19 protein-coding genes and 1 tRNA gene are annotated in these 17,580 nt (G+C 63.3%); 11 read left to right on the forward strand and 9 right to left on the reverse strand.

The genetic code is table 11. From position 1 onward, the window contains the following. Window positions 1-25: 25 nt before the first annotated feature. From PK789_RS02150 to PK789_RS02160, 3 genes are read right to left on the reverse strand one after another with little or no spacing between them, the layout of a single operon-like run. Complete coding sequence (locus PK789_RS02150) at window positions 26-940, reverse strand: histone deacetylase family protein (protein ID WP_324306702.1); 915 nt, start codon at window positions 938-940, stop codon at window positions 26-28. 21 nt (window positions 941-961) lie between these two features. Next, window positions 962-1,513, reverse strand: coding sequence for a cob(I)yrinic acid a,c-diamide adenosyltransferase (locus tag PK789_RS02155; RefSeq protein ID WP_324306703.1), 552 nt, complete (start codon window positions 1,511-1,513; stop codon window positions 962-964). Beyond that, entirely contained in the window at window positions 1,513-2,082 is a 570-nt protein-coding gene (locus PK789_RS02160; RefSeq protein WP_324306704.1) for a DUF6580 family putative transport protein, read from the reverse strand. The genes PK789_RS02155 and PK789_RS02160 overlap by 1 nt, the downstream gene beginning before the upstream one ends. Window positions 2,083-2,124: 42 nt before the next feature. Here PK789_RS02160 and ubiH point away from each other — a divergent pair, with 42 nt between their 5' ends. Continuing rightward, the gene (gene ubiH / locus PK789_RS02165) at window positions 2,125-3,357 is read left to right on the forward strand and encodes a 2-octaprenyl-6-methoxyphenyl hydroxylase (protein ID WP_324306705.1); all 1,233 of its coding nucleotides are present in this window, start codon (window positions 2,125-2,127) and stop codon (window positions 3,355-3,357) included. Beyond that, entirely contained in the window at window positions 3,354-4,556 is a 1,203-nt protein-coding gene (locus PK789_RS02170) for an FAD-dependent oxidoreductase (protein ID WP_324306706.1), read from the forward strand. Before ubiH ends, PK789_RS02170 begins: the two co-directional genes overlap by 4 nt. Before the next feature lie 33 nt (window positions 4,557-4,589). Here PK789_RS02170 and PK789_RS02175 read toward each other — a convergent pair. Next, window positions 4,590-4,682 (reverse strand) — tRNA-Ser (locus tag PK789_RS02175). Between the two features lie 103 nt (window positions 4,683-4,785). Between PK789_RS02175 and dnaX the strand changes: the two genes are divergently transcribed. The 4 genes from dnaX to PK789_RS02195 all read left to right on the forward strand — a co-directional run bounded on the left by dnaX (window position 4,786) and on the right by PK789_RS02195 (window position 7,929). Beyond that, window positions 4,786-6,531 (forward strand): DNA polymerase III subunit gamma/tau, encoded by a 1,746-nt coding sequence (gene dnaX, locus PK789_RS02180; RefSeq protein WP_324306708.1) that lies wholly within the window; start codon window positions 4,786-4,788, stop codon window positions 6,529-6,531. A gap of 63 nt (window positions 6,532-6,594) precedes the next feature. Beyond that, window positions 6,595-6,915 carry a YbaB/EbfC family nucleoid-associated protein gene (locus PK789_RS02185; RefSeq protein ID WP_324306709.1) on the forward strand — a complete coding sequence of 107 codons (321 nt, stop codon included), beginning with the start codon at window positions 6,595-6,597 and terminating at the stop codon, window positions 6,913-6,915. Window positions 6,916-6,967: 52 nt separating this feature from the next. Continuing rightward, complete coding sequence (gene recR / locus PK789_RS02190; protein WP_324306711.1) at window positions 6,968-7,564, forward strand: recombination mediator RecR; 597 nt, start codon at window positions 6,968-6,970, stop codon at window positions 7,562-7,564. 17 nt (window positions 7,565-7,581) lie between these two features. Next, window positions 7,582-7,929, forward strand: a complete 348-nt coding sequence (locus PK789_RS02195) for a histidine triad nucleotide-binding protein (RefSeq protein WP_324306712.1) — start codon at window positions 7,582-7,584, stop codon at window positions 7,927-7,929. Window positions 7,930-7,941: 12 nt separating this feature from the next. Here the strand turns inward: PK789_RS02195 and PK789_RS02200 are convergent, their stop codons facing one another. The 3 genes from PK789_RS02200 to PK789_RS02210 are packed head-to-tail and all read right to left on the reverse strand — an operon-like array spanning window position 7,942 to window position 11,811. Then, window positions 7,942-9,882, reverse strand: coding sequence for a transglutaminase TgpA family protein (locus PK789_RS02200; RefSeq protein ID WP_324306714.1), 1,941 nt, complete (start codon window positions 9,880-9,882; stop codon window positions 7,942-7,944). Between the two features lie 19 nt (window positions 9,883-9,901). Further along, window positions 9,902-10,858, reverse strand: coding sequence for a DUF58 domain-containing protein (locus PK789_RS02205; RefSeq protein ID WP_324306716.1), 957 nt, complete (start codon window positions 10,856-10,858; stop codon window positions 9,902-9,904). Window positions 10,859-10,860: 2 nt separating this feature from the next. Then, window positions 10,861-11,811, reverse strand: coding sequence for an AAA family ATPase (locus PK789_RS02210; protein WP_324306717.1), 951 nt, complete (start codon window positions 11,809-11,811; stop codon window positions 10,861-10,863). 58 nt (window positions 11,812-11,869) lie between these two features. Here PK789_RS02210 and PK789_RS02215 point away from each other — a divergent pair, with 58 nt between their 5' ends. Then, window positions 11,870-13,408 carry an ArnT family glycosyltransferase gene (locus PK789_RS02215; protein ID WP_324306719.1) on the forward strand — a complete coding sequence of 513 codons (1,539 nt, stop codon included), beginning with the start codon at window positions 11,870-11,872 and terminating at the stop codon, window positions 13,406-13,408. Here PK789_RS02215 and PK789_RS02220 read toward each other — a convergent pair. Then, entirely contained in the window at window positions 13,376-13,954 is a 579-nt protein-coding gene (locus PK789_RS02220) for a Maf family protein (protein ID WP_324306721.1), read from the reverse strand. The genes PK789_RS02215 and PK789_RS02220 overlap by 33 nt on opposite strands. 2 nt (window positions 13,955-13,956) lie before the next feature. Next, window positions 13,957-14,316: a hypothetical protein gene (locus tag PK789_RS02225; protein WP_324306722.1), complete on the reverse strand. Its 360-nt coding sequence runs from the start codon at window positions 14,314-14,316 to the stop codon at window positions 13,957-13,959. Between the two features lie 112 nt (window positions 14,317-14,428). Between PK789_RS02225 and PK789_RS02230 the strand changes: the two genes are divergently transcribed. The 4 genes from PK789_RS02230 (at window position 14,429) to PK789_RS02245 (ending at window position 17,470) form a co-directional block, all read left to right on the forward strand. Further along, window positions 14,429-14,935: a YceD family protein gene (locus PK789_RS02230; protein ID WP_324306745.1), complete on the forward strand. Its 507-nt coding sequence runs from the start codon at window positions 14,429-14,431 to the stop codon at window positions 14,933-14,935. 52 nt (window positions 14,936-14,987) lie between these two features. Further along, window positions 14,988-15,182 carry a 50S ribosomal protein L32 gene (rpmF, locus tag PK789_RS02235; RefSeq protein WP_187551685.1) on the forward strand — a complete coding sequence of 65 codons (195 nt, stop codon included), beginning with the start codon at window positions 14,988-14,990 and terminating at the stop codon, window positions 15,180-15,182. Between the two features lie 183 nt (window positions 15,183-15,365). After that, the gene (locus tag PK789_RS02240; RefSeq protein ID WP_324306725.1) at window positions 15,366-16,358 is read left to right on the forward strand and encodes a beta-ketoacyl-ACP synthase III; all 993 of its coding nucleotides are present in this window, start codon (window positions 15,366-15,368) and stop codon (window positions 16,356-16,358) included. Window positions 16,359-16,486: 128 nt separating this feature from the next. Further along, on the forward strand, window positions 16,487-17,470 hold the full coding sequence (locus tag PK789_RS02245) for a VirK/YbjX family protein (RefSeq protein ID WP_324306726.1): 984 nt from the start codon (window positions 16,487-16,489) through the stop codon (window positions 17,468-17,470). Window positions 17,471-17,580 lie beyond the last annotated feature (110 nt).

Raw genomic sequence — 17,580 nt, forward strand, 5'->3', positions numbered from 1 at the left:
CTAGCTTGCCGCAAGCGGCAAACGGTTACCAGCGTAAGCCATCTATATGTGCCACACAGCACTCGGCGAGGGCGGTAAGGTCATAGCCGCCTTCCAGCATCGACACCACGCGGCCACCACAATGCCGGTTGGCGATCACGACCAATTCGCGGGTGATCCACGCAAAATCATCGGTATTCAGCTGCAAATTGGCCAACGGGTCGCGGTGATGACCATCGAAGCCGGCAGAAATCAGTACCAGTTGTGGGCGGAACATATCCAGAAATGGCAAGAGTTCCATTTGCCACGCTGCGCGGAATGCGGCACTGCCAGCGGCTTCGGGCAGAGGGACATTGGCGATATTGCCGATGCCGGTTTCGTGGTGGGCGCCGCTGCCCGGGTACAACGGCCACTGGTGGGAGCTGGCAAACCGAAGTTTGGCTTCGGTGGCAAAAATGGCTTGGGTGCCATTGCCATGATGGACGTCGAAGTCGGCAATCACGACCCGTTCCAGCCCATGCTGATCCAGCGCATGCCGTGCGGCCACGGCGATATTGTTGAATAGGCAAAACCCCATCGCCGTGGTGGCGGTGGCGTGGTGGCCGGGCGGGCGCACCGCGCAAAAGGCGCGGGTAGTGCGCCCAGCCAGTACTGCATCCACCGCCGCCACCCCGGCCCCAGCGGCACGCAGCGCGGCTTCGGCCGAACCGGGTGACAGCATGGTGTCGGGGTCCAGTGCCATCACCCCAAGCGGCACGGTTTCCAGCACGCTGTCGAGCAACGCGGCGTCGTGCACGCGCAGTAATTGACCACGGGTGGCGCGCGGGGCTTGCTGCCAATCCAGATCCGGGTGCGCAGCCTCCAGCGCACCCAGAATGCTGCGCAGGCGCGCCGGGCGTTCAGCGTGGTCGGGGCCGGTGTCGTGCGCCAAACACGCAGGATGGGTGAACACTTGGAGCATACGTGGCGGCCGCCGGTGCGTTTATTTGCGGCGTTCGTGCGCCCACAGCACTTCGCCGTGGCCACTGGCACGGGCCAGCACGCGGGCCAGCACAAACAACAAATCCGACAAACGATTGAGGTAGTGCACCGGCTGCGGACGGATGTCTTCCAGTCGCGCCAATTCCACCGTGCGGCGCTCGGCACGACGCACCACGGTGCGGGCGATATGGCAGCGCGCAGCGGCCTCGCCACCGCCGGGCAGGATGAATTCTTTCAGCGCAGGCAGGCCGTCGTTGAAGTGGTCAAGTTGGGCTTCCAGCGCGTCGATATCGGCATCAAACACCGCCGCATGGCCAGGGATGCACAGCTCGCCCCCCAGATCGAACAACTGGTGCTGGATGCGCACCAGCAATGCGCGCACATCCTCTGGCAGATCCACTGCCAGTAACAGGCCAATGCAGGAATTGGCTTCATCCACGGTGCCATAGGCCTCGACCCGCGCCGAATCTTTGCCCACCCGCGAGCCATCGCCCAAGCCGGTGCTGCCGTCATCACCGGTGCGGGTATAGATTTTGCTAAGCCGGTTGCCCATCAGGCGGTTTGCGCACGCAGTGCCGGGTTGCGACGGCGTAGCAATTCAAAGCCGCCAAACAGCAGCGCCGCATAGAACAAGGTGCCGGCGACGGTCCACTGGAAGAACGGGATGCCGGCCACATAGGCCGCCAGCAAGCCACTGGCATTTTGCGGGTACATGCTGCTGCCCAGCCATGTTCCAAAATTGGTGACCACAAAGAACAGCAGCGAGCCGGCCAAGCCGTAGCCCAGCACGCGGCCGCCACTGACCTTGCCACGCAAGCCAAAGCCCAGCACGGTGGACAGTGCGATGCAGGCATACACCAGCAGATAGCCGGCGCTGGCGAAATAGCTCCAGTAGACGCCACCGTTGACCACGCCCAGCACCAGATCGGAGGCAAACATCGCCAGCAACGGCACGATCAATGCCCAGCTGCGCTTGGCAAAATAGGCACCACCAAACAGCGCCACCGCTTCAATCGGCGAAAAATTGGGTGGATGCGGCAATACCCGGGTCAATGCGGCGGCAAAGATCAGCGCGGCCAATACCAGTGGGCCAGTAGCGGACAGGGAAGCGGGGCGATTCATGGCGGTCTTCGTCAATTGCAGCGAAGCCGTTAGCATAGCGCAATGTCCAAGAATGACTCGGAAAACAGCCGCACCCACGATGTTCTGATCGTCGGTGGCGGTTTGGTGGGCGCTAGCCTGGCCATCGCGCTGGACGCACTGGGGCTGGATGTCGGCATGCTGGAAGCCGCCCCGGCGGGCGCATTGCCACCGGTGTTTGATCAGCGCAATCTCAGTTTTGCCGAAGCCACCTTGCATGCGCTGGACGCACTGGGGGTGCTGGGATTGATGCGCGCGCCCACCGGCAGTATTCGGCGCATCCACATCAGCCGCGCCGGGGATTTTGGGCGGGTGCAGTTGGATGCCCGCGAGCACGGGCGCAGCGAATTCGGCCGGGTGGTGGTGGCGCGTGATTTTGGCGAAGCATTGGAAGCGCGGCTAGACCAGTTGGCCCACCTCACCCGCTATCGCCCCGCGCGGTTTCTCGGTGTGGCGGCGATGGAAGACGGGTTTCGTTGCATCCAAATGGCCGATGCCAATGGCGAGCAGCTATTGCGCGCCCGCTTGCTGGTGGCCGCCGACGGTGCACGCAGCGCGGTGCGCACGGCCGTGGGCATCGGCAGCCAGACGTACGATTACGCGCAAACCTTGTTTGTCGCCCGTCTGCGCAGCCAACGCGCGCCGGATGGCTGCGCCTTTGAACGCCTCACCGAGAGCGGCCCGACCGCACTCTTACCGCGTGGCGATGGCCATTACGGACTGGTGCATGGCGTGGCCAGTGCCGAGGCCGACGCCGTTGCCGCCTTGGGCGATGCCGCCTTCCTTGCGCGGGTGCAGCATGTGTTTGGCTGGCGCGCCGGGCGTTTTCTGGACGTTGGCCCGCGCAGCGCCTATCCCATGCAGCGCTGCGTGGCCGACGCACTGACCGCACCGTGTGCGGTACTGGTGGGCAATGCCGCGCAATCCATCCATCCACTGGGTGCGCAGGGCTTCAATCTGGGCCTGCGCGATGCACTGACCTTGGCCGAGTGCATCGCCGAGCATGCCGATGACCCCAGCAGCGCGGCGGTGTTGCAGCGCTACGCCACCCGCCGCAGCGAAGACCGCAACCGCACGTTGACGTTCTCGGATGGCTTGGCGAAATTGACCGCAAACGATGCCCCGCTACTGCGCCCGCTGCGCAGCGCCGGGCTGCTGGCATTGGATGCCTCCGGCGCGTTGCAAGGCTGGCTGGCTGGTGGCGCGATGGGGTATCGCGGCGATGTGCCGGCGTTATGCCGCAGGAGGTACGCATGAACCGGCGTAGTGGCTTGGATGTGGTAGTCGCCGGTGGCGGCGTGGTGGGCGCCGCCGCGGCCTTGATGCTGACCCGCGAAGGCCTGCACGTCGCATTGGTGGACCCGCGTGAACCCGCGCCATGGGCACGTACGACGCGCGACCTGCGGGTGTTTGCATTCGCCCCCGACAATGCTGCCTTATTGGGCGATCTGGGGGTGTGGCCGCAGGTGCAAGCCGCGCGTGTGCAGCCCTATCGCGGCATGCGCGTGTGGGACGCCGCCGGCGGTGCGCCATTGACCTTTGATGCCGATGCACTGGGGCAGGCGCAGTTGGGCTGGATCGTCGAAAACGGCCTGCTGGTGGACGTGCTGTGGCAAGCCCTGCGCAGCGCTGGCGTGCGCGTGCATTGCCCCGCCAAAATCGAGACGCTGGAGCAACACGCCACCGGCGTGCGCGTGGGCCTGGATGATGACGTGGTGCTGGATGCGCGTCTGGCCATCGCCGCCGATGGCGCACACTCCACACTGCGCACACTGGCCGGCATCGACATACATGCGCACGACTACCAACAGCGCGGTGTGGTTGCTTTTCTCAGCAGTGAACAGCCGCATCAAGACACCTGCTGGCAGCGGTTTTTACCCACCGGCCCGGTGGCATTGCTGCCCTTCAATGACGATGGCGACACCGCATTGCGCGGGCGGCTGGGATCACTGGTCTGGACCTTGCCCAACGCCGAAGCACAGCGGTTGCTGGACGCCCCCGCGCAACAGTTTGAACGCGAACTGGCCACCGCCTTCGCCGGGGAACTGGGCGACTTCACCCTGCAATCCCCACGCGCGGCATTTCCGCTGCGCCGGCAACTGGCCAGCCGGCAATGCCAGGACCGCCTGTTGCTGATCGGCGACGCCGCCCACGCGGTACACCCCTTGGCCGGGCAGGGCGTCAACTTGGGTCTGCGCGATGTGTCTGCGTTGCAAACACATGTGCGCGATGCCCAGCGCCATGGCCACGACATCGCATCGCCCACACAACTCGCCCGCTGGGCACGCACCCGCCGCAGCGAGAACGCCATCAACGCCCACGCATTCGAAACCATCAACCGCGTCTATAGCAACGACGCCGTCCTGCCCACCCTGCTGCGCGGACATGCGCTGGGATTGGCCGGGCGGATGCCACCGCTGGTGCGCGCGTTGTGGCGGCATGCGGCGGGGGTGTAAAAAAAAGCCCCACGAGGGGGCTTGTTTTACATCTGGCGGAGAGAGGGGGATTCGAACCCCCGAAGCGCGGTTTAGACGCTTACACACTTTCCAGGCGTGCTCCTTCAACCACTCGGACACCTCTCCGGAACCGCGCATTCTAGCGGGCTACTGGCGGTTCCACAAGAATTCTTGTGCGAAGGTTAAATGGCCGGCGCGGCGGTGGGCCGCTGCATGCCACAATGGGGGCATGTCCTATCTCGTGCTTGCCCGAAAGTGGCGTCCCAAGCGCTTTGCCGAATTGGTCGGCCAAGAACATGTCGTGCGTGCGCTGACCAATGCGCTGGAAACCGGCCGCGTGCACCATGCGTTTTTGTTCACCGGCACGCGCGGGGTGGGCAAGACCACCATCGCGCGCATTTTTGCGAAGTCGCTCAATTGCGAGCGCGGCACGTCGAGTGACCCCTGCGGTGACTGTGAAACATGCCGGGCGATCGACGCCGGGCGTTACATCGACCTATTGGAAATCGACGCCGCCTCCAATACCGGCGTGGACAATGTGCGCGAGTTGATCGACAACGCGCAGTACATGCCCAGTCGCGGCAAGTACAAGGTCTATCTGATCGACGAAGTCCACATGCTGTCCAAGCAGGCGTTCAACGCGCTGCTGAAAACGCTGGAAGAGCCCCCCGAGCACGTCAAATTCCTGTTTGCCACCACCGACCCGGAAAAGCTGCTGGTGACGGTGCTCAGCCGCTGCTTGCGGTTCAATTTGAAGCGTTTGGATGAAGCGCAGATTGGTGGCCAGATCGAAAAAATCCTGGCCGCCGAAGCGATCGAGGCCGATGCCGATGCGGTTGCCCAATTGGCCAAAGCCGCCGACGGTAGCCTGCGTGATGGCTTGTCATTGCTGGATCAGGCGATTGCCTACACCGCCGGCAAGCTGGATGGTGGAGCGGTGGCGGCGATGCTGGGCACGGTGGATCGCAACCGCGTGCATGCCTTGCTGGCAGCATTGGCGGATGCAGATGGTGCGCGATTGTTGGATGAAGTGGCGCAACTGGCCGAATTTTCGCCCGATTGGGCCAGCGTGCTGGATGCACTCTCACAGGCCCTGCATCGTATTCAAGCCAAGCAACTGGTGCCCGATTACGACACCGGCAGCGATGCCATCGACGTGCCTGCGCTGGCGGCGCAGCTGCGGCCAGAGTTGGTGCAGTTGTGGTACCAGATGGTATTGAACGGACGCCGCGACCTTGGCTATGCACCCACCCCGCGCAGTGGGTTTGAGATGACGATGCTGCGCATGTTGGCGTTTCGTCCCGATGCACAGCGGGCACCTGCTGCAATGCCAGAGGGGGTGCGTGCGTCAACTGTTGCCAGCAGTCACCCGTCCGCGCAAGCACGTATCGACGCGGCGGCGCGCGCACGCGCGGCGATGGCGGAGGTCAATACACCGGCAAAGCCTGCAGCCAGCGCGCCGGAGCTGCACGCCATGACACCCGCCCCGGCAACACCAGCGCCAGCGCCAGCACCGTTGCCAGCGGCAGCATTGCCAGCGCGCGTGGTGGAGCCGTCGGCGCAGGCCGCCAGCGCGTTGCTGGTGACCGATGGTGAACATTGGCTGGAATTGGTCGCCAGTAGCGGCTTGCGTGGCCCGGCCAAATTACTGGCGGAAAATTCTGGGTTTGTGGCGCATGCCGAAGGTGTGTTGAAGCTCTCGCTACTGCCCGAACAAGAGCACCTGAAATCCCCCAATCTGGTGCTGCAATTGTGCGATGCCATTGGCACCCAGTTGGGCGGGCAGGTGCAAGTGCGTTTTGAGCTTGGCCAGCCGCGCGGTGAAACCGCCAGCGCGCGCAATCTGCGCGCCCGTGACGCTCGGCAAACCGATGCAGAGCGCGGGTTTGCGCAAGACCCCGGGATCCAGCGTTTGGTGCAAACCCATGGTGCGCAGATCGTGCCCGACTCGATCCGCGCACTCGACACCCCGTAATCGTTTATCGATGAGCGCAAGCCATCTTCACTTATCGCAACACCCCACAAAACAGGACAGAACATGCGTGGAAATATCGCCGAGCTGATGCAGCAGGCGCAAAAAATGCAAGAAAACATGCAGCGTGCGCAGGAAGAAGTGGCCGCGCTGGAAGCCACTGGCAATGCCGGCGGCGGCATGGTCAGCGTGACCTTGGGTGGGCGCATGGACTGCCGCAAAGTACGCATCGACCCGGCCGCGCTGGCCGACCCGGAAATGGCCGAAGACCTGATTGCGGCTGCGTTCAATGATGCGGTCAACAAGATCAATACCGCATCGCAAGCAAAGATGGCTGGTGCCACCGCCGGCATGCAGTTGCCGCCGGGCTTCAAGCTGCCGTTCTGATGTGCTGCCGTGATTCCCGCTTCTGCGGAAATCACGATCGAAAGCGAAAGCGATGACAGTCTCCCTGCTCGAACAACTTATCGATGCCCTGCGCGTGTTGCCCGGTGTGGGGCAAAAATCCGCGCAGCGTATGGCCTATCACCTGTTGGAACGCCAGCGCGACGGTGGCCGGCGTTTGTCGGAGGCGTTGGCACAGGCGATGGAACGGGTGGGGCATTGCCAGCGTTGCCGCGATTTCAGTGAAACCGATAGTTGCGCGACGTGTTCCAGTGCCGCGCGCGACGGGCATTTGCTGTGCGTGGTGGAAACCCCCGCGGACCGCCTTGCCATCGAGCAGGCCACGGGTTTTCGTGGTCTGTATTACGTGCTGCAAGGCCGGCTCAGCCCGTTGGATGGCATTGGCCCTAACGAATTGGGCTTAGACCGGTTGGCGCTGCGGTTGGAAGAGGGCGAGGTGCGTGAATTGATCGTGGCCACCAATCCCACCGTGGAAGGCGAGGCCACCGCGCATTATTTGGCGCAACTGGCGCGTGCGCGCGGCGTGCATCCCAGCCGTTTGGCGCATGGCGTGCCGTTGGGTGGCGAGCTGGAATACGTCGATCGCGGCACGCTGTCGCATGCGTTTGGCAGTCGTAGTGAAATTCTTTGAACGTTGAGGCTATCGGCATGAGTGACACCATCTTTCACAAAATTTTGCGCCGCGAAATTCCTGCCAAAATCGTCTATGAAGACGCGCATTTATTTGCATTCCACGACATCGCGCCGCAGGCGCCGGTGCATGTGTTGTTTGTGCCAAAGCAGGACTTTGCCACCCTCAACGATGTACCCGACAGCGATGCGCTGGTGATCGGCCGGTTGGCCACGGCGGCGGCCGCGTATGCCAAGGCGCAAGGGTTGGCCGAAGACGGCTACCGCATCGTGATGAACTGCAATGGCGATGGCGGGCAAACTGTATTTCAAATCCATTTGCACCTGCTGGCGGGTGCGCCATTGGGACGCTTTGGAACCCCGTGATTCGCTGCCCGGCTATGGGCGATGCCGGCGTAAATCGCGCAGGAGTTGATGCAGGGCATCACGGCTGAGCGCCGGCGCATAGCGCGCAGCGGCCACGCGCGCCGCCAGCGTGGAAAGATGCTCGCCGGCGTGCGGGGTATCGGCGGCCACGCGGGTGGCCCAGACTTGCGCGGGCTCGTGCAGATGGCGGCCACGCCCCAGTTTGCGGTAGCGCATATCCAAGGCATGCCACGCACGCAATAACGGGTCACGTTGGCGTTCGCCACGGGCGATCAACCAGCGCATCCACAGCAGTGCCGCGCCGGCAATCAGGGCGAACAGTAGCGCCAGATCGCGCGGTTGCAGACTGTTGACCCCCAGCGGTTTGAGCAAGTCGCGCTGACGTTGCGCGTTGAAACCCAGCACAAAGTCGTTCCAGCCGCGACGTAGCCAGTCGGCGGTGTTGAACACCTTCACCAGCCCGGTGAAATTGCCGATGCGGCCGGGTTGACGGTCGGCAAGGGTGTCGTACACGCGCTCGGGAGCCACCGCTGCGGTGGGGTCCACCCGCACCCAGCCGCGTTTGGGTAGCCAGATTTCACTCCACGCATGCGCATCAGATTTGCGCACCAACCAATAGCCGCCTACCGGGTTGCGATAACCGCCGGCGTAACCGGTGACCACGCGGGCGGGGATGCCAGCGGCGCGCATCAGCACCACGAATGCAGAACTGAAGTGCTCGCAAAAACCTTCTTTGCGATCGAACAAAAAATCATCGATCTCGTTGCGCCCGGCCATCGGCACATTGAGCGTGTAGGCGAAGTTTTTTTCGATCATCGACAGCGCGCGCTGGGCAATCGCGGCATCGCTGCGGCCGTGTGAATCATGCCCAGCCTCACGTCGCCATTGCTGACCCAAGGCCAAGGTGCGTGGGTTGTAGCCCTGCGGCAAAGCGAGTGCACGTTCACGCAAGGCGGCGGGCAGATCCGCTTCAAACACAGCCGGCGGGGCCGAATGCATACGCCAGCGCGACACGCTGTATTGCGGGGTATCGGCCCATGGGGTGTAGTCCAAACTGACACGCGCACCTTCGGGCAGTTGGGTGGGCAGATCCAGCGCGACCAGTTGCCGGGTCTCGCTGGGCTCCAATTCGATCTGATACTCCCAGCCGGTGCCGGCGGCCTGCATCGGTGCCGGCGTGAACAGTTGCAAAGCCTGCGCTTGATGCCAGGTGCGGCCATCAAAATCCCACAACACCGGCCCGCGCCAATACAGTTGCGAGGGTGCCGGCACCGCGCCAAAAAACTGCACGCGCGCGGCCGGGCTGTCATCCAGCAGCATGTCAAACATGCCGCCCGGGGTCATGCTGTCGGACAGGCCGGGCTTGGCAATACTGCGTTCGGGCAGGCCCCATAGCGGTGTGGGCAGGCGCGGGAACAACCAAAACGCCGCCAATGCCAGCGGTAGGCCCAGCGCAAACAGGCGCAGCACGGCAACCACGGCGGGCCGCTGCACCAGCGACGCAGCATGGGTGTCGGGCACCTCGCCTTCGTCGGCGGCCAAGCGTTGCAAGGCCAGCAGCGCCAGCAGCACCGCCGCCAGCGCCAGCAGCAGACTGAGCGGGCCTTGATCCAACAAAAACGTGGCAAACGGGCCAAATAGCGCAAATCCGACCAAGCTGCGGCCATCGCGCAGGCTGGTGGTTTCGGCGGGCTTGAGCGCCAGCATCGCCGCCAGCACCGCGCAGGCACTATCGCGCCCAATGCCGGGGGCCACCGCCAGCACCGCCAGCAGGCCGCAGCCGCCCAGCAACAGGCGCAGCCAAAACGGCAGTGGCTTGCGCCAAGAGGCTGCGGCCACCACCAACGCGCCCAGCCCGTAGCCCAGACCCAACGCCAGCGGCAATTGCAACAGCAGTGGCAGCAGGCAGGCGGCCGCAGCCAACAGCACATGGCCGCGCGCGATCGGCGTCATTGGCGGGGAGGACGCGCGCTCAGCCACGGCGCGCCTCGGTGGGCAGCAGCGCCAACGCACGCAGGCACAGGTGCCGATGTTGTGCGCCGTTGCCATACGGAATGGGCAAGGCTGCCGGTAGATTCAGCGCGTAACGACGGCCTTCGCGCTCGGCATCGTCTACCCAGCGAGCCAAGCGGCGGATGCGTTGTTCATACGGCAGGCCGTGGGTGTGTTGCCAGTCCAGTTTCAATTCGCCGCCGCGCGGTAGTTCGTATTCGCGCACCAATAAATTATTGCGCCGGGCCGAGGCCTTCCACGCCACCGTGCGCGGTGCGTCACCGGGCCGGTAGCCGCGCAGGTGATGCGGGTCTTCGCCGCTGCGCGCCAATTGTGGGTGGCCTTGACCACCTTCAGCCTGCGGTAGGGGTGGCGCTTGGGTTTCCGGGGCCGGGTACACCAGCAGCGCCTGTGCCGGCCACGCATAGCCCCAGGCACGCGCCAATCCCAACGGCTGCACGGTGCGCAGTTCGACCCGTGGCAATGGCAGCAGGCCGCGCTGCGTGGTGGCCAATGCCAGCGCCACGGTGGTGCCGTTGGCATCCAAGCGGGTGTGGGTGAAGCGATCGGCAAGGCGAATGCACAAGCCCCGGCGCACACGTGCATCGGCGGTGCTCAGTGCGATGCGCAGCTGCAAATCTTCACCGGCAGCCACGGGTTCGGCCGAGACCGCATCCATTCGCAACCCAGACAACTGCATATGCGCGGCGATCAAACTGGCCAGCGCGGTGCCGGCCAGCAGCAAGGCCAGCAACAACGCCGGGTTATTGTTGAAGTTGAGTGCGCCCAGCAACATGGTGCCCAGCAGCAAGCCAAAAAATAGCCCGCTGGCGGTAGGCAAGACATAAATTCGATGCCGATCCAGCTGCACCGGCAGCACTTCCGGACCGCGCGGGCGCATCCATCGCTGCAAGCGTTGACGCAGACCCGCCAGCATCCTCAATCCACCGCCACCGCGTGCAAAATCTGCTTGGCCAAACTGCTGGTGGAGGCGTCGGCTTCGGCCACCAGCCGGTGTTCGGCCACCGCTGGGAACAACGCCTGCACATCCTCCGGCAACACATGGCTGCGCCCCAGCAGTAGCGCGTGCGCCCGCGCTGCCCGCAGCAGTGCCAGCCCGGCGCGCGGCGACAACCCCACACGCACGCCGGGGTGCTTGCGGCTACGCGCGATCAATGCCTGCACGTAATCCAGCAGCGCATCGCTGGCATGTACGTCTTGCACCGCGTTGCGCAGCGCCAGAATGCGCGGCGCATCCAGCAGTGGGTGGATTTTTGCGATCAATTCGCGGCGGTCACGGCCGGCCAGCAGGCTGCGCTCGGCGGCATCGTCCGGATAGCCCAAGCTGAGCCGCAACAAGAACCGGTCCAATTGCGAATCCGGCAGTGGGTAGGTGCCTGACAAGTCCACCGGGTTCTGGGTGGCGATCACAAAAAATGGATCGGGCAATACTCGTGTTTGTCCATCTACGGTGACTTGATGTTCGGCCATGGCCTCTAGTAGCGCGCTTTGCGTGCGTGGCGGCGCACGGTTGATTTCATCGGCCAGCAAAACATGCGCAAACACCGGGCCAGGATGAAATTCAAACTGGCGGGTCTGCGCTTCATAAATCGACACGCCCAAAATGTCCGCCGGCAACAAGTCCGAAGTGAACTGCACCCGCGAAAACCCGAGCCCCAGCGTAGCCGCCATCGCATGCGCCAGTGTGGTCTTGCCCAAGCCCGGCAAGTCTTCAATCAGCAAATGGCCATCGGCCAGCAGGGCGACAAAGGCCAAGCGCACTTGCAGGGGCTTGCCCAACACCATTTCGTTGACTTGGGTTTGTGCATCACGCAGAGCGCTGCGCAGCGCATCGGGTAGCATCGTGTCGGTGACTGGGATTGCGGACATGGACGCCTCGGTGACAAATTCACAGGCAGTGTAGCGAGGTCACAAGCGGATGCGGGACATGCACGATGCAAATGCCGCAAGGCGCTGGTTTATTGGCCTGTGGCTCGCACTGTTGCTGGTCAAATTGCTGCTGGCGGCACGTTTGCCGCTGTTTGTCGATGAAGCGTTTTATTGGCAAGAAGGCCAGCATCTGGCATGGGCGTATTCCGATTTACCGGGCCTCACCGCGTGGCTGGCGCGTGTTGGAGATAGCCTGGCCCCCGGTCATGTGCTGGCGCTGCGGCTGCCATTTTTGTTGATGGGCGCGCTGCTGCCGTGGCTGCTGGTGTGGATGAGCGCGCGCGAATTTGGCGCGCCGCAACGGGATGCCCGCATCGGTTGGTGGGCCGGCAGTTTGTGTCTGCTGCTGCCCCTGGCCGGCACGCTGGGGCTGATGGCGCTGCCCGATGTGCCGCTGTTATTGGCCAGCGTGTTGTGTCTGGATGCCGGCCTGCAGCTACTGCGCAAGGTGGAGACCTGGGCCTGTGCGGAGCTGGCGCTGGGTTTGATGATCGGCGGGTTAACCCACTATCGCTTTGCCGCGGTCATCGCGGTGGGCGTGGTGGCACTGTTGCTGCTACGCGAGGGCCGGCACGCGCTGCGCGAGCCCAAAACGTGGCTGGCGATCGCCATCGGCGCGCTGGCGTGGCTGCCGTTGCTGCTATGGAATTGGCAACACGGTGATGCGGGCTTGCGGTTTCAGTTGGTCGATCGGCACCCCTGGGCGTTTAGCAGTGACGGCTGGGTATTGGGTGCGATCCAGTTGTTGCCGGCCACGCCGTTGCTCTTGCTGGCGATGGGCTGGGTGGCGCTGCGTGGATTGCGCACGCACCACCCCGCCGCGCGCTATCTGGCTTTGAGCGGTAGCGCCATGGTGCTGGGTTTCTTGCTGCTGGGGTTTTTTGCCGACCGCCAGCGGGTCAGCTTTCATTGGCCGCTACCGGGGTTTGTGGCATTGCTGCCCTTGGTGGCGGTGTGGCTGGCCACGGCGCGGCGCGGCATGCAGGGCGCGGTGCTGGCGGTAACGGCGCTAGGCTTGCTGGTGGCGCTTGGTTTTTTTGCCGTGGCCGCAATGCCGGCGTGGCGCACCCAGGCCGCCATGCGTGGCATGCCGCTGGGCAATTTTGCCGGTTGGGATGTCTTGGCCGATGCCGTGCGTGCGCGGCAAATGCAACCACCAGCAGGGATGCGTGTGGTGGCCGGGGATTTCAAAATTAGTGCAGAGTTGGGCTATGCCTTACGCGATGCCAACATCCCTGTGTTAGCGCACCCGTTAAACGACAAACATGGCCGCGCGATGCAGTTATCGCTCTGGCAGTTGTTGCAGACATCACGCCACACGCTGGGGCAGGGGCCGCTGCTGGTAGTGGTCAGTCCGTCGCATGCAGGGTTTGACGGGACACAAGCGTATCTGCGGCGCTTGCAGGCCCAGCTGGGGCCGTTGCCTCCCGCGCAAATTTTGAAGGTGGATGCTGGCGCAAAACAGTATTGGCTGTTTGCATTGCCGGCGCAGGCAACGCCGTGGTTACGGCACGATGAAACCGGCCTGCCGCAATAACCTGGCGCTGGCGATCATCGGCAATCCAATCAGTGCGGTTGGGTCACGATTTTCAATCGCTTCAAACAAACTGATCCCCAGCCCTTCGGACTTGAAGCTGCCGGCGCAATCGAACGGTTGTTCGGCATCCACATAACGCGCGATCTCGGCCGTGGTCAGCGCGCGGAATTGCACGCAGGTCACGTCGATATCCGCCAGCGTGCGGCCATCGGGATGCGCCAGGCACAGCGCGGTGTGGAAGTAAACGCGCTTGCCCGCCATCGCCTGTAATTGTGCGATGGCTGCCGTGCGGGTGCCCGGTTTGCCCAGCGCGCGGCCTTCACACTCGGCCACTTGGTCGGAGCCAAGCGCCCACACATTGTCAGTCTGTGCGGCCGCCACGGCTTGCGCCTTGGCGCGGGCCAGACGAACCGCCAAATCACGCGGGGCCTCAGCGGGTAGTGCGGTTTCATCCACCTCCGGACGCGCCACCGCAAACGGCAACCGCAAGCGCTGGAGCAAATCGCGACGGTAAACCGAGGTGGACGCAAGGATCAGCTGCGGCATGTTCATTGCCCACCACGGGCCTGCTCGACCCGCTGCAATTGCAGATCAAGGCGCGCGCGCGCGCCGTCGAGCGCTTGCCGCACACTTTCCAGCTGCTCCACGCTGGCGCGCTGCGCGTGCTCTTGCAGCCACAACCGTTGTTGCAGCAAATCCTGCATGGCCGCACGCACGGGGTTCACGTGGTCGCCGGCAATCGCTTCGATCTCGCCGCGCGCGGCCCGCAGCCGGGTTTCCAACGCATCAGCGGCATCCAGCAGTTGCGAAATGACACGCTGGCGACGCAGCGCCTCACGTCGCTGACGCTGCGCCAGCCACAGCACCAATGCGGTCAGCACCAGTACGATAAGTAAAAAAATCTTCATAGGCGCAGTCTGCGCGAGGCTTGGGATGGTGTAAATCCCAAGCCATTGCCCGAATTCTATTTGACAGCGGGGTGGGTTGGTCTGTAGCATTTTGCGGCTTATGTCCAACCAGTTGACTAGCCGGGTTCCGGAAATTTTGGATGCTTGGCGCATGGTCGCCGCATCGCGTGAGTTTGAAGGTCGGGTGCCGTTACGGGCGCTGACACGGCTGCGCGGTGGCTTGCTAGATGACGATGGCGAAGTTCGCTTCGTGATCACGTTTGGTACCGATGCGTTGCGGGTTCCATTCGTCCTGCTGCAAATCGAGGCCGAACTGCCATTGGAGTGTCAGCGCAGCTTGCAGCGGTTCTTGCTTCCGGTGCATTTGCAACAGCGGTTGGGTTTGATCCGCGATGAGGCCGATGAAGCGGCTTTGCCACCGGAGTACGAGGCCTTGCTGGTGCCTGCCGACGGTATGTTGCGGCCGACCGAGCTGGTAGAGGATGAGTTGATTTTGGCGTTGCCGGTGGTGCCGGTGTCGCCCGAGGCCGAGATGGTAGAGCGCGAATTTGCGCCGACCGTGGAGGAAGTAGCCAAGGCCAGCCCGTTTGCGGCGCTGGTGGGCTTGAAGAAAGAATAAGTGCGATAATGTCGCGTTGATGTGTCACCGCTAATTTTTTGGAGTTGTTTCCATGGCCGTTCAGAAGTCCCGCGTTTCTCCGTCTCGTCGTGGCATGCGCCGCGCGCATGATGCCCTGTCTGCCAAGCAGTTGGCCACCGACCCGACCAGCGGTGAAACCCACCTGCGTCACCACGTGACCGCCGATGGTTACTACCGTGGCAAGCAGGTCATTGCACCCAAGACCAAGGTTGCTGACGAAGAGTGATCATCAGCCGCAAGGCTGTTGTCTCTGCATGACGCCCGGCCGCGCCAGCACAGCGCGGCCGTTGGCGTTTCAGTGTTTGGATATTTTGCAAACCGCGTCACGGGGTACGCCGCAGCGACAAGCGCGTGATCGGCTACGCTTTGACGGATACGTTTGCACGGTATGTCAGGGAGTTTTGTTCGCATGAGCCACACCGAAAACCGCCTCTTTGCCCGCATTGCCGGTACTGGCAGCTACCTGCCGCAACAGGTGTTGACCAATGAGGATCTGGTCAAGCGCGGTGTGGACACCAGCGACGAATGGATTGCCAGCCGTACCGGCATCCGTCAGCGGCATATCGCAGCGGAAGGCGAGCTGACATCTGATCTTGGGTATCAGGCCGCGTTGCGGGCCTTGGCTTCGGCCGGGGTGGCCGCCGATGAAATCGACCTGATCGTGGTGGGCACCACCACCCCGGATCTGATTTTCCCGTCCACGGCCACCATCATCCAGCACAAGCTGGGGGTGGCCGGCTGCCCGGCATTCGATGTCAATGCGGCGTGCTCGGGCTTCATCTATGCGCTGACCGTGGCGGATAAGTTCATCCGCAGCGGTGCGTCCAAGACGGCGCTGGTGATCGGTGCGGAAACCTTGACCCGGATGCTGGACTGGAATGACCGCAACACCTGCGTGCTGTTTGGTGATGGTGCCGGTGCGGTGGTGCTGAAGGCGGATACCGAAACCGGCATCCTCAGCACGCATATGCATGCCGATGGCGGCAAAAAAGAATTGTTATGGAACCCGGTGGGGGTCTCGGCCGGGTTCAAGCCGGACGAGCCCAACGCCGGCGTGCGCGTGAAGATGGCCGGCAACGACGTGTTCAAGTACGCGGTCAAGGCCTTGGATGCGGTGGTTGATGAGGCGCTGGTGGCCAATCATCTGGACAAAACTGCGCTGGACTGGTTGGTGCCGCATCAAGCCAATCTGCGCATCATCGAAGCCACCGCCAAGCGCTTGGATATGTCGATGGAGCGGGTCATTGTCACCGTGGACAAGCACGGCAATACCTCGTCGGGTTCGGTGCCACTGGCACTCGATGAGGCAGTGCGCTCGGGTAAGGTGCAGCGCGGACAATTGCTGCTGCTGGAAGCGTTTGGTGGTGGTTTTGCGTGGGGTTCGGCGCTGCTCCGCTACTAATGTAAGCGCGTTCGCCGGCCTTTGCGGCAACCCAGCGCGACCCACCCAACCCAACGAATCGTGAACTGCGTGGCCGTTTGTGGCGGCCGCGAGGGTGCGGTGCGGCTGATTTCTGGCATCCTGCGCGGGTGAATGCCATATCGCTGTCAACCAAGAGCCTATTGCTGCGTTACGCGCGCGTGCGCGAGCTGGAGTCGCGGCCTGGCCGCGCGCTGCGGTTCTGTGTGCGGGCGTGGGTGCGGCCAGAGATGCACCGGCAATGGTTTGCCATGCTGGACCGGCCCGAATTGCGCGGAGCCGTGGCCTATTCGCCCCGAATGTGCGAGCGGGTGCAGCGTGATTACATCAGCACCCAGTTTTCCCCCGCCCAACGCAGCCTGCTGTTGCGCAAGCATTTTGAACTGGTCTGCGCACTGCCGGCAGCTGTCCGTGAGGCGGTGTATTCACCCGCAGGCTATGAAATCGCGCGCTTTGTGGTGGCGGACATCGAACATGTATTAAAACTTCAACATGTGCCGCTCAATGCCCGCGAAGGCGATTTGGGCCTGGTGTGGGAGTGCTCGTTGGGCCGAGTGGCTACGGCGGCGTTTGCCTTGGCCAATTCGCGGCGTGGCGTGCGTGTGCTGTTGGTGGGCGGGCTGCAAGGTGGGCGCGGGGATGCCATGGTGGCGATGTACCGCACGCTGACCCGTTCGATGTATGGGTTGCGGCCGATGTCGGCGCTGGTGCAGTTTCTGCAATTGATGGCGCAGGCGTTAGCGGCCGATGAGGTGTTGGGTGTCACCAGCACCGCGCATATTCGCTTCAAGCCCGGTAAAACGCTGCTGGATTACGATCAACTTTGGCAAGAGCACGGCGGCAGCCCACATGTCTTGGGCCTGTTGCGGGTGCCGGCGGCACCAGCCAAGCGCGATCTTGCCGAGGTGGCGTCCAGCAAGCGGTCGATGTATCGCAAGCGCTATGCCCTGCTGGATGAGGTCGCGGTGGCAATGGGCGCCGCGCTGGTGTGGTCAAGCGCATTGCCACCGCCCAGAGTGGAACAGAGTGCGACGCGGGTAAGCGATGACGTCGGCATGCTGGATGCCGTACATGCTGGTAGCGGTCTGATTTGACGCAGATTTTTGGGTTGATTATCCATTGCGTATGGTCAATCCATACGCATGAGTACAGACGGCATAGAGCAATTACTCGTATCATGATCGGCCATTTTTCAGGCTGATGG

The sequence above is a fragment of the Thermomonas sp. genome (assembly GCF_035369645.1).
Classification (GTDB): Bacteria; Pseudomonadota; Gammaproteobacteria; order Xanthomonadales; family Xanthomonadaceae; genus Thermomonas.

Bases quoted from the DNA above. Each gene is read 5' to 3' on its own strand.
- PK789_RS02195 (WP_324306712.1), top strand. From the start codon at position 7,582: ATGAGTGACACCATCTTTCACAAAATTTTGCGCCGCGAAATTCCTGCC.
- PK789_RS02160 (WP_324306704.1), bottom strand. From the start codon at position 2,082: ATGAATCGCCCCGCTTCCCTGTCCGCTACTGGCCCACTGGTATTGGCC.
- PK789_RS02200 (WP_324306714.1), bottom strand. From the start codon at position 9,882: ATGACGCCGATCGCGCGCGGCCATGTGCTGTTGGCTGCGGCCGCCTGC.
- ubiH (WP_324306705.1), top strand. From the start codon at position 2,125: ATGTCCAAGAATGACTCGGAAAACAGCCGCACCCACGATGTTCTGATC.
- PK789_RS02155 (WP_324306703.1), bottom strand. From the start codon at position 1,513: ATGGGCAACCGGCTTAGCAAAATCTATACCCGCACCGGTGATGACGGC.
- PK789_RS02215 (WP_324306719.1), top strand. From the start codon at position 11,870: ATGCACGATGCAAATGCCGCAAGGCGCTGGTTTATTGGCCTGTGGCTC.
- dnaX (WP_324306708.1), top strand. From the start codon at position 4,786: ATGTCCTATCTCGTGCTTGCCCGAAAGTGGCGTCCCAAGCGCTTTGCC.
- PK789_RS02150 (WP_324306702.1), bottom strand. From the start codon at position 940: ATGCTCCAAGTGTTCACCCATCCTGCGTGTTTGGCGCACGACACCGGC.
- PK789_RS02185 (WP_324306709.1), top strand. From the start codon at position 6,595: ATGCGTGGAAATATCGCCGAGCTGATGCAGCAGGCGCAAAAAATGCAA.
- PK789_RS02225 (WP_324306722.1), bottom strand. From the start codon at position 14,316: ATGAAGATTTTTTTACTTATCGTACTGGTGCTGACCGCATTGGTGCTG.
- PK789_RS02170 (WP_324306706.1), top strand. From the start codon at position 3,354: ATGAACCGGCGTAGTGGCTTGGATGTGGTAGTCGCCGGTGGCGGCGTG.
- recR (WP_324306711.1), top strand. From the start codon at position 6,968: ATGACAGTCTCCCTGCTCGAACAACTTATCGATGCCCTGCGCGTGTTG.
- rpmF (WP_187551685.1), top strand. From the start codon at position 14,988: ATGGCCGTTCAGAAGTCCCGCGTTTCTCCGTCTCGTCGTGGCATGCGC.
- PK789_RS02220 (WP_324306721.1), bottom strand. From the start codon at position 13,954: ATGCCGCAGCTGATCCTTGCGTCCACCTCGGTTTACCGTCGCGATTTG.
- PK789_RS02210 (WP_324306717.1), bottom strand. From the start codon at position 11,811: ATGTCCGCAATCCCAGTCACCGACACGATGCTACCCGATGCGCTGCGC.
- PK789_RS02240 (WP_324306725.1), top strand. From the start codon at position 15,366: ATGAGCCACACCGAAAACCGCCTCTTTGCCCGCATTGCCGGTACTGGC.
- PK789_RS02205 (WP_324306716.1), bottom strand. From the start codon at position 10,858: ATGCTGGCGGGTCTGCGTCAACGCTTGCAGCGATGGATGCGCCCGCGC.